Origin of the sequence: Microbaculum marinum (genome assembly GCF_037855135.1) — a bacterium.
Taxonomy (GTDB): domain Bacteria; phylum Pseudomonadota; class Alphaproteobacteria; order Rhizobiales; family Tepidamorphaceae; genus Microbaculum; species Microbaculum marinum.
On sequence record NZ_JAZHOF010000008.1, the window covers coordinates 331,469 to 345,699 of the forward strand.

Sequence of the window (14,231 nt, forward strand, 5' to 3'; positions counted from 1 at the left end):
ATCTCCGCCCCCGGCCGTCCCGACGGCCGGGGGCTTTCGTATCCGGGACCGGATCGACGAACGCACAGCGACATGCTGGCCGTCCGGACACGGGTACGCGAATTGCGGTTTGGGGCGCTCATTCGGCCGCTTGGAGCGTCAGCGGAGGGGGACTATGGCCGTACATGACAGTGTGCCGGAGGACTCCGGCCGGGCATCGATGTTCTACGACCCCAGGATCCGCGGGATCTTCTTTCAGCTGCTGCTGATCGCCTTCGTGATCTTCCTGGGCTACGAGATCGTCTCGAACACGATCGCCAACCTCGAGCGCCAGAACATCGCCTCCGGCTTCGCGTTTCTCGACACGACCGCCGGCTTCGGCATCATTCAGTCGCTGATCGACTATGCCGAGCAATCGAGCTACGGCAGGGCGCTGATCGTCGGCTTCCTCAACACCCTGCTGATCGCCTTCATCGGGATCATCCTCGCCACGATCCTCGGATTCATCATCGGCATCGCGCGGCTGTCGCCGAACTGGGTGATATCGCGGATCGCCTACGTCTATATCGAGATCATCCGCAACATCCCGCTGCTGCTGCAGATCTTCTTCTGGTACTTCGCGGTCCTGCGCGCCGTCCCGAATCCGCGCGACTCGGTGCAGATCGGCGAGAGCGTCTTCCTGAACAACCGCGGCATCTTCGCGCCGCGGCTCTTGTTTGAATCCGGCTCCAACATTGCCGTGATCGCGTTCCTGGTCGCGCTGCTCGGCATCTTCGCGGTCAGCCACTGGGCCCGCAAGCGGCAGGAGGCGACGGGCCAGCAGTTCCCGGTCTTCTGGGCGTCGGTCGGCCTCATCGTCGGCCTGCCGCTGGTGGCGCTGCTCGCCACCGGTTTCCCGCTCGGTCTCGATTATCCGGTGCTCAAGGGGTTCAACTTCCAGGGCGGCATCAAGGTCACCCCGGAGTTCATGGCGCTCCTGCTGGCGCTGACGATCTACACGGCATCCTTCATCGCCGAGATCGTGCGCGCCGGCATCCTGGCGGTGAGCCACGGCCAGACCGAGGCGGCGCACGCGCTCGGCCTGCGCCAGGGCCATACGCTGCGCCTGGTGGTCGTGCCGCAGGCCATGCGGGTGATCATCCCGCCGCTGACGAGCCAGTACCTGAACCTGACCAAGAACTCGTCGCTGGCCGTCGCCATCGCCTATCCCGACCTCGTGTCCGTGGGCGGCACGATCCTCAACCAGACCGGCCAGGCCATCGAGATCATCGGCATCTGGATGGTGGTATACCTGTCGCTGAGCCTGCTCACGTCTGCGTTCATGAACTGGTACAACCACCGCATGGCGCTGGTCGAGCGGTAGGGGGAGAGCGCCATGACGTCCACGCACGCCACCGAGCATTCTCCCGAATATGCCTATGTCCGGCGCGAACTGGCCGCCGACGCGCCGCCTCCGATTTCGGAGGTCGGTGTCATCGGCTGGACCCGCAAGAACCTGTTCTCCAGCTGGGCCAACACCATCCTCACCCTGTTCGGCCTCTATCTGGTCTGGCTGATCGTCCCGCCGATCATCGAGTTCGCGTTCATCAACGCGGTCTGGACGGGCGAGAACCGCGAGGCCTGCGCCGGCGTCGACGGCGCCTGCTGGGCCTATGTGCGAGCCTATTTCCAGCAGTTCATCTACGGCCGCTATCCGATCGACGAGCGCTGGCGGGTCGACATCGTCTTCGTCCTGTTCGCCGTCGGCCTGGTGCCGCTGCTGATGCCGCGGGCGCCGTTCAAGCGCGAAAACATCATCTACATGCTGGCGATCTTCCCGGTCGTCTCGTTCATCCTGCTGACCGGCGGCGATTTCGACCTGAACGGGCTGGCGTTCACCCGCTCGACCGGCGGCTTCTGGATCGAGTATCTGGTCCTGACCCTGGTCCTGCTGGCGGCCGCCTACGGGTTCGCCAGGGCAGGGGCGAACGACCCCCGGCCGGCGCTGGCCGTGGTCGGCTCGATCATGGTCGCGCTCGCCGTCGTGCTCGCCATCGTCACCATCGACTTCGGCCTCGAGGACGTCGAGACGGAGCAGTGGGGCGGCCTGCTCGTCACCCTGGTGATCGCCGTCACCGGTATCGTCGCCTCGCTGCCGCTCGGCATCGCCTTCGCCCTCGGGCGCCGGTCGAAGCTGCCGGTGGTCCGGCTGGTGTCGATCATCTTCATCGAGTTCTGGCGCGGCGTGCCGCTGATCACCGTGCTGTTCATGTCGAGCGTGATGCTGCCGCTGTTCCTGCCCGAAGGCGTCACCTTCGACAAGCTGCTGCGCGCGCTGATCGGCGTGGCGCTGTTTGCCGCCGCCTACATGGCCGAGGTGGTTCGGGGCGGTCTGCAGGCGATCCCCAAGGGCCAGTACGAAGGCGCCCAGGCGCTGGGCCTGGGCTACGGCCAGATGATGGGCCTGATCATCCTTCCGCAGGCGCTGAAGCTGGTCATCCCGGGCATCGTCAACACCTTCATCGGCCTGTTCAAGGACACCACGCTGGTGCTGATCATCGGCCTGTTCGACCTGCTCGGCCAGGTCCAGTCGTCGTTCACCGACCCGACCTGGTCGACGTCGACGCAGAGCGCCACGGGCTACCTGTTCGCCGCGACGGTCTACTGGATCTTCTGCTTCAGCATGTCCCGCTATTCGATCTTCATGGAAAAGCGCCTGCACACCGGCCATCGACGCTAAGGAGCACGATCATGTCAGAGGCATCCACCACCGAGACGTCGGTCCCGCAGGTCGATCGGTCGAAGCTGACGATCGGCGAGGAGGTCGCCGTGGAGATGGTCGACGTGCACAAGTGGTACGGCGATTTCCACGTCCTCAAGGACATCAACCTGACCGTCCACAAGGGCGAGCGTATCGTCATCTGCGGCCCGTCCGGGTCGGGCAAGTCGACCCTGATCCGGTGCATCAACCGGCTCGAGGAACACCAGCAGGGCAAGATCGTCGTCGACGGCATCGAACTGACCAACGATCTGAAGAAGATCGACGAGATCCGCCGCGAGGTCGGCATGGTGTTCCAGCATTTCAACCTGTTCCCGCACCTCACCATCCTGGAGAACTGCACCCTGGCGCCGATCTGGGTGCGCAAGATGCCAAAGCGGGAGGCCGAGGAGGTGGCGATGGAATACCTGCGGCGGGTCAAGATTCCCGAGCAGGCGAACAAGTATCCCGGGCAGCTCTCCGGCGGTCAGCAGCAGCGCGTGGCGATCGCCCGGTCGTTGTGCATGAACCCGCGCATCATGCTGTTCGACGAGCCGACCTCGGCCCTCGATCCGGAAATGATCAAGGAAGTGCTCGACGTAATGGTCGATCTGGCGCAGTCCGGCATGACCATGCTGGTGGTCACCCACGAGATGGGCTTCGCCCGTCAGGTCGCCAACCGGGTGATCTTCATGGACGCCGGACAGATCATCGAACAGAACGAGCCGGAGTCGTTCTTCAACAACCCGCAGCACGAACGCACCAAGCTGTTCCTGAGCCAGATCCTGCACTGAGCAGGGCGGTCGCGGCCGCGCCCGGTTCCGGGGTGCCCGCCGGCCTGTTGTTGCGGACCTGTCACTCCCGGCCTGTCACTCCGGTCCGGTTGCGACCGGCAGGTCCTCGCGTGCCCCCCACTCGGTCCACGAGCCGTCGTAGACCGCCGTCTGGCGGTTGCCGAGGATCTGCAGCGCCAGCACCAGCGTCGCTGCCGAAACGCCCGAGCCGCAGCTCGCCACGACCGGCGTGCGCCGGGACACTCCGATCTCGTCGAACGCGGCCCTGAGCTCGTCGTTGCTGCGCAGCAGGCCGTCCTCGTCGATCAGTTGGGTCCACGGCAGGTTCAGGCTGCCCGGCATGTGGCCGCTCCGCAGCCCCTCGCGCGGTTCCGGATCGATGCCGGCGAAGCGGCCGGGCGAACGCACGTCGATGACGGTCTCGTAGCCGTTGCCGAGCGACCGCAGCACGTCCTCGGCGTCGCGCACGGCGCCGTGGTCGAGCCGGGCGCTGAAGTGCCGCTCCACACGTCTGACCGCACCGGTGTCGAGCGGCCGGCCCTCGGCCTTCCACTTCGGCAGGCCGCCGTCCAGCACCGCCACGTCCGCGACGCCCATGACGCGGAACGTCCACCAGACGCGTGGCGCCGACAGCAGGCCGGCGCCGTCGTAGACGACGATGCGCTGGCCGTCGCCGATCCCGAGCTTGCGCATCGCCGAAGAGAAGGCCTCCGGCCGCGGCAGCATGTGCGGCAGCGGCGAAGTCGTGTCGGCGATGCCGTCGACGTCGAAGAACACGGCCCCGGGGATGTGGCCCTCGCGGTACTCCGCCTTGGGGTCGCGCGCCATCTGCGGCAGGTACCAGGACCCGTCCACGACGACGAGATCCGGCGCGTCCAGATGGTCGGCCAGCCATTCGGTCGATACTAGAAACTGCTCGCGCTCGCCGGCCATTCTGTTCTCTCGTCCTCGCGTCGTTTGTGATTGTCAGTCGTCGCTCGTCAGGCCACGCTTTTCGTGCCAGCCGGCAATCGATTCCTCGGGATATTCGTCGAACCGGTCGTCGTTATCCCGGATGTCCGGCTGGCACCAGTCCGGTGCATAGGCGAGCATCAGGTGGACGCGCTCCGGCGGCACCGGCAGGTCGGTGTCGATGGCCGAGGCGAAGGGATGCACCAGGTCCGGCCAGCGCGGGTCCCAGACCCACAGGGCGCTGCCGCACTTGCTGCAGAAGCGGCGCTCGCCCGGGCTCTCGGTGCCGTCGATGCTGGCGTGGAACACGGAGATGTCCTCGGCGCCCTCGACCTTCAGCGTATTGAAGTCGCCGCCCAGGTTGATGGCATAGCCGCCCCCGCCGGCCGTCTTCCTGCAGATCGAGCAGTAGCAGCGCATGTAGGGGTAGGGGGTGGACGACTCCAGCGAGAACCGGACTGCGCCGCAATGGCAGGATCCTTCGAGATGCATGGGTTCAGCCTCCCTCGGCGAAGGCGATGCGGACGCGGCGGTTCTGCGCGCCCTTCGACTCGATCTTGGCAACCGTCATTGCGCCGATCTCCGAGGTGTTGCGCACATGCGTGCCGCCGCACGGCTGCAGGTCCACCTCGCCGATCCTGACGAGCCGGACACGGCCGGCGCCCATCGGCGGCTTGACGCTCATTGTCTTCACCAGGCCCGGGTTGGCGGCCAGTTCCTCGTCCGTGATCCATTCCGTCGAGATCGCGTGATTGCCGCAGATGAGCTCGTTGAGCCTGGCGGTGATCTCTTCCTTCGTCGGGACGGCGCCGTCGATGCTGAAATCGAGCCGGCCGTAGTCGTCTGCGATCTGCCCGCCCGTCACCGGAAACGGCAGCGCGCAGGACAGCAGATGCAGTGCCGAGTGGATCCGCATCCGCCTGTAGCGCGTCTCCCAGTCGATTTCGGCGGCGACCGCCTGGCCGGGCTTCGGCAGCGCCGCGTCCTGCGCCGGGACATGGACGATCTCGTCGGCCGTTTCGCCTTTCACGGCGGTCGCCACCGGGATGTCCGAACCGCCGGCCCTCAGCACGCCGGCATCGCCGGGCTGGCCGCCGCCGGTAGCGTAGAACACCGTCCTGTCTAGAATGATGCCGCCGCGGTCGTTGATCCCGACGACGGTCGCCTCGCAGGATTTCAGGTAGGCATCGTCGCGAAACAGCGGCTCGGTCGCCGGCACCTCAGGACTCCGTCTCTACGAACGGAATCTCGATGTCCACCTCGCGCTCTATCCAGTCGGGAACCGGAAGGTCCTTCGACCGCAGGAAGGCGGGATTGAACAGCTTCGAGCCGTAGCGCGTGCCGATGTCGCAGAGCACGGTGACGATGGTGTGGCCGGGCCCGAGCTCGCGCGCCAGGCGGATGGCGCCTGCCACGTTGACGCCGCTCGATCCGCCGAGGCACAGCCCCTCGTGCTCGAGCAGGTCGAAGACGACGGGCACCGCCTCGCTGTCCTCGATCAGGAAGGCCGTATCCACCTCGATGTCCTCGATGATCGGGGTGATGCGGCCAAGTCCGATCCCCTCGGTGATCGAGCCGCCCTCGGTGGCCTTGGCCTCGCCGTGGGCGAACAGGTTGTACATGGCGGCGCCGCGCGGATCGGCACAGCCGATGACGATGTCGGCATTGCGCTCCTTCAGGAATGTCGACGTGCCGGCCAGCGTCCCGCCGGTGCCGACGGAGCAGATGAAGCCGTCGACCTTGCCCTCCGTCTGCTGCCAGATTTCGGGGCCGGTCGAGACGTAGTGCGCCTTGCGGTTGTCGAGATTGTTCCACTGGTCGGCGAACAGAACCCCGTTCGGCTCGCTCTCGCGCAGCTTGTCCGCGATCCGCCGGCCTATGTGCTGGTAATTGTTCGGATTCTTGAAGGGCAGGGCCGGGGATTCGACGAGTTGCGCCCCGGCAAGACGCAGCATGTCCTTCTTTTCCTGGCTCTGGGTCTCCGGGATGACGATCAGCGTGCGATAGCCGCGCGCGTTGGCCACCAGGGCCAGTCCGATGCCGGTATTGCCCGCGGTGCTCTCGACGACGAGCCCGCCCGGCTTGATGTCGCCGCGCTTCTCCGCTTCCAGAATCATCTGCCGGGCGGGACGGTCCTTCACGGACTGACCGGGATTGAGAAATTCCGCCTTGCCGAGGATCGTGCACCCGGTTGCCTCGGAGGCCCGGCGCAGCTTGATCAGCGGGGTATTGCCGATGGTTTCGAGGATTCCGTCGCGGGTTTCCATTTTGGGCGATGCCTCCGCCGTTCCTGCCGGGAAGGGAAACTAGCGGTGGCCCGGGAGGCATTCAAGGCGGAGCCCCGCGGTGACGAGGTTAAATGCCTGAATTGTGCGCCCGCGCGGATGATGCGGCCGAATTGACCGGAAACGCCGGATCCGCGCCCGTCCTCCGATGCTGCCGCCTTGGCGCCACCATTGCGTGGCGGGCTATGTTTTGGGTATGAGCGTGACAACACACCAAACGAGGGAACCATAATGACACTGCGCAAAATGATGACGTCCGCACTCGTTGCCGCCGGCCTCGCCATGGCGTCGTCCGCGGCGATGGCGCAGAGCGATCAGTCATCCCAGCCGGCTCCGTCGCAGGGGGAGGGTCCTGTGCTTGTCGCCGGGACGATCGATTGCCGCTATCAGATCCGGCCTGCGGAAACGGCGATATGCAGCACTCCCGTCCTCGCGGCGATGGACATCCAGATGGTCACTCTCTTCAACATCCTGAACTTGCTGGTCAATGAGGAAGTGGGCGCCGTCATGGCAGCCGATCAGCAGGAGTTCCTGAGGGAACGTTCGGCGTGTGCGGCCGACGTGAACTGCATCGGCGAATCCTATGCCGCGCGGATCGGGGCGCTGGACCGCATCCTGAAGGATATCGCCTCCCGCGGCCCGTACTGACCGAGGCCACGCCCAAACAGAACGGGCGGCTAAGGGCCGCCCGAGTTGGATACGCACCAACGGAGGGAGGATTACGTTGATGTGTCGTCCCGCATCTCGCTTACGCGGGCAGGGGAGGATGTCTCCCCTGGATGAGACGAGTGTGTCTGATTCGCCGGCTTAAGTCAGAGAATTAAACGGCGTCGACCGGGAAATCGCCCCGGTGTTGCCGATGCACCACAGTAATTACGCACGACCACCTGGTCGATTATTGGAAGGCAACCTCGGCAAAACTTCGCAGTTTTCGTGAGTGCAGCCGTTCGCGCTCCTGCGACTTGAGCTTTTCGAGGGCTTTCAGGCCGATTTCCAGATGTTGGCCGACGCGCTCGCGATAGAATTCGCCGGCCATCCCGGCGAGCTTTATTTCGCCGTGCAGCGGCTTGTCCGAGATGCACAGCAGCGTTCCGTAAGGGACCCGGAACCTGAAGCCGTTCGCCGCGACGGCCGCGGATTCCATGTCGAGGGCCACCGCGCGCGACTGAGACAGGCGTCGCAGGATGACGCCGTGGTCGCTCAGTTCCCAGTTGCGGTTGTCGACGCTGGCGACCGTCCCCGTCCGCATCACCCGCTTCAGCTCGTATCCGCTGAGGCCCGTCACCTCGCCTACGGCCTGCTCGATGGCGACTTGGACTTCGGCAAGCGCCGGGATCGGGACCCATGGCGGCAGTTCCTCGTCGAGGACGTGGTCCTCGCGCACGTAGCCGTGGGCGAGCACGTAGTCGCCGAGCTTCTGCGTGTTGCGCAGGCCCGCGCAGTGTCCGAGCATCAGCCAGGCGTGCGGCCTCAACACGGCTATGTGGTCGGTGATGGTCCGGGCGTTGGACGGGCCGACGCCGATATTCACCATGCTGACGCCGCCGTATCCCGGCTCCGCCAGGTGGTAGGCCGGCATCTGCGGCAGTCGCGCCGGCGGTTGTCCCGTCGGGGCCTCTCCCGACCGCGCGTTTGGGGTGACGACGTTTCCCGGGCCGACGAAGGCGGTGGCGACCGGGTCGCCGTCTGCCATGCGCTGGCGGCCGATGCGGGCGAACTCGTCGACGTAGAACTGGTAGTTCGTGAAGATGACGAAGTTCTGGAAGTGCTCCGGCGAGGTGCCGGTGTAGTGCGACAGGCGGTGCAGCGAGTAGTCGATGCGCGTCGCCTTGAACATCGCCAGCGGCGCCGGCTGGCCCGGCACCAGCCGGAGGGTCTCGTTGGCGATGGAATCGTCCATTGCCGCCAGGTCCGGCGTGTCGAACAGGTCGCGCAACGGCTGGTCGAATTCGGCGCGCCGTTCGCGCAGCAACTGCGTCTCGATATTGATGTCGCGGCGGAAGGCGAAATGGATCGGGATCGGTTCGGCGGATTCGCCCACCTCCACGGGCACCCGGTGGTTGTCGATCAGCAGGCCGATCTGTTCGAGCAGGTAGGCGCGGAACAGGTCCGGCCGGGTCACCGTCGTCTCGTGGACGCCCGGGCCGGACACGAAGCCGTAGGCCAGGCGCGAGTCGATGCGGGCATGCGTGCCCGTCGTGATCCGCACGTAAGGGTAGGTCGCGCGGACCGGCGATTCCAGCCTCTCCCCGCCGAGATAGTTTTCCAGTCGCCCGCGCAGGAACGCCGTGTTGCGCTCGTAGATCTCCTGGAGCCGGTCCACCGCGAGGGTCGCGTCCGAAAAGGCCTCGGCCGCGATCGGGTCCGGTGAGAGCAGTCTGGGCGCGATGCGCATGGATACTGACGTTTCACCGGGCGGCGGCGAAGTCAAGCGGCAGTGCCCGGCCGGGTCTGCGGGACGCCGTCTCCTGCAACTCGATTCGGCCGCCGCACACGCACCGATCCGGTTCGACGGCGGGCGCCGGAGCGGTTAACCTGTCGGCAAAGCCGAACACCAGGCAGACGTTTCCGGAGCACCCGCCATGCATTTCGACGAGATCCCCGTCATCGACATCGGTTCGACCCTCAACGACGATCCCGCGGCCCGGAAGGCCACCGCTGCCGAGGTTCGCGACGCCTGCATGGGCGCCGGCTTCTTCCTGGCGAGCGGCCACGGGGTGCCGGAGAGCCTGATCGACAAGCAGTTCGACTGGGCCCGCCGGTTCTTCGAACTGCCGGTCGCCGTCAAGCAGAACTACGCGGTCGGCACGTTGCCCGGCCATCGGGGATGGGAGCCGCTCGGCGCCCAGGTGCTCGACGCCGACGCGCTGCCCGATCACAAGGAGAGCCTCTACACGGGCATCCACTATCCGCACGGCCACCCCAACGTGATGGCGGGTCTGGCAGGCTACAGCCCGAGCGTCCGCGTCGCGGAACTGCCCGGCTTCGGCGAGCAGATGGACGCCTACGTGCTGGCGATGCGCGACCTCGGCATGCGCATCGTGCGCCTGCTCGCCCTGTCGCTCGATCTCGAGGAGGACTACTTCGACCCGATGTTCGAGGAGCCGATGGGCACGCTGCGGCTGCTGCGCTACCCGCCGCAGCCCGCCGATTCCCCCTCCAACCAGTTCGGCGCCGGGGCCCACACCGACTGGGAGGCGGTGACGCTGCTGGCCCAGGACGACGCCGGCGGTCTCGAGGTGCGCAATCCGGACGGCGAGTGGATCCCCGCGCCGCCGACGCCGGGGACCTTCGTCGTCAATCTCGGCGACATGATCCCGCGCTGGACCAATGGCTACTATCGCTCGAACCTGCACCGGGTCATCAACCGGCAGGGCACCGACCGGGTGCGCTACTCGATCCCGTTCTTCTTCGGGCCGAACTACCACGCCCGCATCGAGTGCGTGCCGAGCCTGGCCGGCAAGCCGCCGCTGGGCGAGTTCACCCCCTGTACGGTCGGCGAGCACGTCGCCGAGATGTATGCCAGGACGCAGGCCGGCTGACCGGCAGGCCGACGGCAGCGCGATGGCAGCGTGATGGTGGCGTGATGGCAGGGCGAGAGCAGGGTGACGACAGGCCCGTGGCGGGGGCCTTCGTCCGCGACGTCAACCTGTTCGCGGCGGATCCGCAGCGGCTCGCGGCGTTCTATTCGGCGCTGTTCGGCTTCGCCGAGATCGAGGCGGTCCGCTCGCCGGTCTTCCGCTGCCTCGACGCCGGCGGCGTCCGGCTCGGCTTCAACGGACCCGAGGCCTATGCGCTTCTCGACCTGTCGGACAGGCAGGCGCCCAAGGGAACCGTCGGCTGCTACGTCACCGTCGAGCTTGCCGACGACGCCGCCGTGGACGACGCCGCCACCAGGGCCGTCGGGCTCGGCGCAACCCTGATCAAGCCGCCCTGCGAGACCTACTACAACGCATGGCAATGCGTCCTCGCCGATCCCGAGGACAACGTGTTCCGGATCCAGCACCAGCGGTAGGGGGCGCGCTTTCAACGGCGGCAGTCTCTGCGGCCTGGGGCGATCCCGGCTCTCCGGCTTCGCCTGCGGCCGGGATGACGTGGGTGGGCAAAAGGCGGGAGTTCGCTGGCCGTTTCCGCCTGTCGGCTGCATGATTGGCCTATGAATCCGCGGTTCGGCCGCCGCCGCGGTCCGCCGGCATCGAGCCGGCGGCCCGCGCACCCCCACCCCGACCCTCCCCCATCAAGGGGGAGGGGAACCGGGGGCGAGGCTGCGAATTCAGCCTTGTGCTCAGTGTCTGTCCGACGACCGGGTCGCGCCGCCCCACCTCCCGGCACATGCCTTCTTACCCCATCGAGGGGAGGGGAACCGGGGGCGAGGCTGCGAATTCAGCCTTGTGCTCAGTGTCTGTCCGACGACCGGGTCGCGCCGCCCCACCTCCCGGCACATGCCTTCTTACCCCATCGAGGGGAGGGGGAACGGTGGGCGATGCCCCGCATCCGGTCCGACCCTCGGCACCTGCCGCACGGTGGGTTCGTGATCATGCGGCCACGCTTCTCGGCGCACGCCTTCCTCGCCCTTGATGGAGGACGGGAACCGTGGGTGGAATTCAGCTCTGAACTCGGCATCTGCAGCACGACCGGATCGGGATCATGCCGCCACGCCTCACGGCACACGTCTCCCTCCCCCTCGATGGGGGAGGGTCGGGGTGGGGGTGGCGCAAGGCGGGCTCGATGCCCGCCTTGCGCGACGTGTCGTCCGCGCAACGGACCGCTGAACTGCCTATGCCTGGTCGTCATGGCCGGCCTTGCGCCGCCCATCCACGTCTTGTCCGAGATGACCGCTGTCCGCTCGGGCCCCGCGGGTGCGCCGCTACTGCGGGACGGGGGCGTCCGGGAAGTCGTGCCAGCGGCTGATCTTCCAGCCGTCCGGCCCCTTCGTCAGCCAGCCTTCGTAGTTGAGGCTGGTCACGGCGCTGAATGTCCTGGCGTCCTTGGCGTTGGTCAGCAGTCCGACAACGCTGACATGGGCGGTGGTGTCGGTCTGGTCGAGGAACACGATGTTCGACATCAGGTGCCGGCGCACGTTGCCCGAGGCGCCGAACGTCTTCAACCGCTCCGTCCAGAAGCTGCGGAAGCCCTCGCCGGTGAACGCCACCGCCGGCTCTCCCGGCACGCCGGCGACGAACACCGCGTCCGGCGTGAACAGACTGAACCAGGTGTCCGCCTCGCCGTTGTCGTAGGCCAGCGAATAGGCCCGGATCAGGTTGGCGATCGCGGCGCGATCGGCGACGTCGAAGTCCGTCGCGCCCGGGTTGCCGGACGGCACGTAGCTGCGCAGCGCCGCGGCATCCTTTGCCAGCGTTCCGCCTTCCGGAACCGCCTGCGCGGCGGCGAGCCCCGCCGACGCGGCGACGAGTTGAAGCGCAAGGCCGACGTTCAGGATCTGCTTCATGCGACTCACTTCGTGCTGACCGTTGCCGCGCGGCACCTTAGCGCCTGACGCGGCGGACGCCACCGTTTCGTGGTGTGCGGCGACATCGCTTCGTGGAAGGGGTCCGACCGGCTCGGGCGCCGACCGTTGCGTTTCATCGGCACGCAAGCGTGCCGCGCACCCCTCACTCCCCCATCTTCAGCGCCGCAATGAACGCCTCCTGCGGGATCTCGACTTTCCCGAACTGGCGCATGCGCTTCTTGCCTTCCTTCTGCTTTTCCAGAAGCTTGCGCTTTCTGGTCACGTCGCCGCCGTAGCACTTGGCGGTGACGTCCTTGCGCAGGGCGGCGATGGTCTCGCGGGCGATCACCTTGCCGCCGATCGCCGCCTGGATCGGGATCTTGAACATGTGGCGCGGGATCAGGTCCTTCAGCTTCTCGCAGAGCTGGCGGCCGCGGGTCTCGGCCTTCGAGCGGTGCACCAGCATGGCGAGCGCGTCGACCGGCTCGCCGTTGACCATGATCGCCATCTTGACCAGGTCGCCGGTCCGGTAGCCGGTGATCTGGTAGTCGAAGCTCGCGTAGCCCTTGGAGACCGACTTCAGCCGGTCGTAGAAGTCGAACACGACCTCGTTCAGCGGCAGGTCGTAGACGACCATCGCCCGGTTGCCGACATAGGACAGATCGACCTGCTCGCCGCGCCGCTCCTCGCAGAGCTTCAGGATCGCGCCGAGATGCTCGTCGGGGGTGAGGATGGTGGCGCGGATCCAGGGCTCGGCGATCGACGAGATCTTCACCACGTCCGGCATGTCGGCGGGGTTGTGCAGCTCGATCTCGGAGCCGTCGGTCAGCGCCATCCGGTAGACCACCGAGGGCGCCGTGGCGATCAGGTCGAGGTCGAACTCGCGCTCCAGCCGCTCCTGGATGATCTCCAGGTGCAGCAGGCCGAGGAAGCCGCAGCGGAAGCCGAAGCCGAGCGCGGCGCTGGTCTCCATCTCGTAGGAGAAGCTGGCGTCGTTCAGCCGCAGCCGTCCCATCGCCGCGCGCAGGTCGTCGAAATCGGCGGCGTCGACCGGATAGATGCCGCAGAACACGACCGGGATCGACGGGCGGAAGCCGGGCAGGGCCTCGGCCGTCGGGCGGCGCTCCTCGGTGATGGTGTCGCCGACATTGGTGTCGGCCACCTCCTTGATCGAGGCGGTCAGGAAGCCGAGTTCGCCGGGGCCGAGTTCGGGGAAGTCGACGAGCTTGGGCGTGAAGATGCCGACCTTGTCGACCTCGTAGGTCGCCTTGGCCTTCATCATCCGCACCTTCATGCCCTTCTTCAGGACGCCGTCGAGGATGCGCACCAGCACGACGACGCCGAGATAGGGGTCGTACCAGGAATCGACGAGGAGCGCCTTCAGCGGCGCGTCGCGGTCGCCCGAAGGCGGCGGCAGCCGGGTGACGATCGCCTCCAGCACGTCGTCGACGCCGACCCCGGTCTTGGCGGAGATCTGCAGCGCGTCGGAGGCGTCGAGGCCGATGACGTCCTCGATCTGCTGCTTGACGCGGTCGACGTCGGCGGCCGGCAGGTCGACCTTGTTGAGCACCGGCACGATCTCGTGGTTGACGTCGATCGCCTGGTAGACGTTGGCGAGCGTCTGCGCCTCGACGCCCTGGCTGGCGTCGACGACGAGCAGCGAGCCCTCGCAGGCGGCAAGGCTGCGGTTCACCTCGTAGGTGAAGTCGACGTGGCCGGGGGTGTCGATCAGGTTGAGGACGTAGTCCTCGCCGTCCCTGGCGCGGTATTTCAGACGCACCGTCTGGGCCTTGATGGTGATGCCGCGCTCGCGCTCGATGTCCATCGAATCGAGCACCTGCTCGCGCATCTCGCGCACGGTCAGGCCGCCGGTGAGCTGGATCAGGCGGTCGGCCAGCGTCGACTTGCCGTGGTCGATATGGGCGATGATCGCGAAGTTGCGGATATGGGCGGTGTCGGTCATGGCGGGCTGATAGCACCGGTTTTCCGGGGAGGGAAGCACAACAAGAGGCGAGGAGCGAGCGCAGCGAGCGACC

The 14,231-nt window shown here is 66.8% G+C and carries 13 protein-coding genes; 6 read left to right on the forward strand and 7 right to left on the reverse strand.

Features of this window, described 5'->3' with window-relative positions; genetic code table 11:
- Positions 1-154: 154 nt before the first annotated feature.
- The 3 genes from V3328_RS20015 to V3328_RS20025 are packed head-to-tail and all read left to right on the forward strand — an operon-like array spanning position 155 to position 3,510.
- Positions 155-1,342, forward strand: a complete 1,188-nt coding sequence (locus V3328_RS20015; protein WP_340331480.1) for an amino acid ABC transporter permease — start codon at positions 155-157, stop codon at positions 1,340-1,342.
- Between the two features lie 12 nt (positions 1,343-1,354).
- Positions 1,355-2,698, forward strand: coding sequence for an amino acid ABC transporter permease (locus V3328_RS20020; protein WP_340331481.1), 1,344 nt, complete (start codon positions 1,355-1,357; stop codon positions 2,696-2,698).
- Between the two features lie 11 nt (positions 2,699-2,709).
- The gene (locus tag V3328_RS20025) at positions 2,710-3,510 is read left to right on the forward strand and encodes an amino acid ABC transporter ATP-binding protein (RefSeq protein WP_340331482.1); all 801 of its coding nucleotides are present in this window, start codon (positions 2,710-2,712) and stop codon (positions 3,508-3,510) included.
- A 75-nt stretch (positions 3,511-3,585) separates the two neighbouring features.
- Here V3328_RS20025 and sseA read toward each other — a convergent pair whose 3' ends face one another.
- The 4 genes from sseA to V3328_RS20045 are packed head-to-tail and all read right to left on the reverse strand — an operon-like array spanning position 3,586 to position 6,728.
- Complete coding sequence (gene sseA, locus V3328_RS20030) at positions 3,586-4,443, reverse strand: 3-mercaptopyruvate sulfurtransferase (protein WP_340331483.1); 858 nt, start codon at positions 4,441-4,443, stop codon at positions 3,586-3,588.
- Between the two features lie 33 nt (positions 4,444-4,476).
- Positions 4,477-4,953 carry a GFA family protein gene (locus V3328_RS20035; RefSeq protein ID WP_340331484.1) on the reverse strand — a complete coding sequence of 159 codons (477 nt, stop codon included), beginning with the start codon at positions 4,951-4,953 and terminating at the stop codon, positions 4,477-4,479.
- Positions 4,954-4,957: 4 nt separating this feature from the next.
- On the reverse strand, positions 4,958-5,680 hold the full coding sequence (locus tag V3328_RS20040) for an alanyl-tRNA editing protein (RefSeq protein ID WP_340331485.1): 723 nt from the start codon (positions 5,678-5,680) through the stop codon (positions 4,958-4,960).
- Position 5,681: 1 nt separating this feature from the next.
- Positions 5,682-6,728, reverse strand: a complete 1,047-nt coding sequence (locus V3328_RS20045; protein ID WP_340331486.1) for a cysteine synthase A — start codon at positions 6,726-6,728, stop codon at positions 5,682-5,684.
- A 249-nt stretch (positions 6,729-6,977) separates the two neighbouring features.
- On the opposite strand from V3328_RS20045, the gene V3328_RS20050 reads away from it, so the two are divergent.
- Entirely contained in the window at positions 6,978-7,394 is a 417-nt protein-coding gene (locus tag V3328_RS20050) for a lysozyme inhibitor LprI family protein (protein WP_340331487.1), read from the forward strand.
- 247 nt (positions 7,395-7,641) lie between these two features.
- On the opposite strand, the gene V3328_RS20055 is transcribed toward V3328_RS20050, so the two are convergent.
- On the reverse strand, positions 7,642-9,141 hold the full coding sequence (locus V3328_RS20055; protein ID WP_340331488.1) for an AMP nucleosidase: 1,500 nt from the start codon (positions 9,139-9,141) through the stop codon (positions 7,642-7,644).
- A 187-nt stretch (positions 9,142-9,328) separates the two neighbouring features.
- Between V3328_RS20055 and V3328_RS20060 the strand changes: the two genes are divergently transcribed.
- Both V3328_RS20060 and V3328_RS20065 read left to right on the forward strand, forming a co-directional pair.
- On the forward strand, positions 9,329-10,288 hold the full coding sequence (locus tag V3328_RS20060; RefSeq protein WP_340331489.1) for an isopenicillin N synthase family dioxygenase: 960 nt from the start codon (positions 9,329-9,331) through the stop codon (positions 10,286-10,288).
- Between the two features lie 44 nt (positions 10,289-10,332).
- Positions 10,333-10,761 carry a VOC family protein gene (locus V3328_RS20065; RefSeq protein WP_340331490.1) on the forward strand — a complete coding sequence of 143 codons (429 nt, stop codon included), beginning with the start codon at positions 10,333-10,335 and terminating at the stop codon, positions 10,759-10,761.
- 852 nt (positions 10,762-11,613) lie between these two features.
- Here V3328_RS20065 and V3328_RS20070 read toward each other — a convergent pair.
- Positions 11,614-12,195, reverse strand: coding sequence for a nuclear transport factor 2 family protein (locus V3328_RS20070; RefSeq protein WP_340331491.1), 582 nt, complete (start codon positions 12,193-12,195; stop codon positions 11,614-11,616).
- Positions 12,196-12,358: 163 nt separating this feature from the next.
- On the reverse strand, positions 12,359-14,158 hold the full coding sequence (lepA, locus tag V3328_RS20075) for a translation elongation factor 4 (RefSeq protein ID WP_340331502.1): 1,800 nt from the start codon (positions 14,156-14,158) through the stop codon (positions 12,359-12,361).
- Positions 14,159-14,231 lie beyond the last annotated feature (73 nt).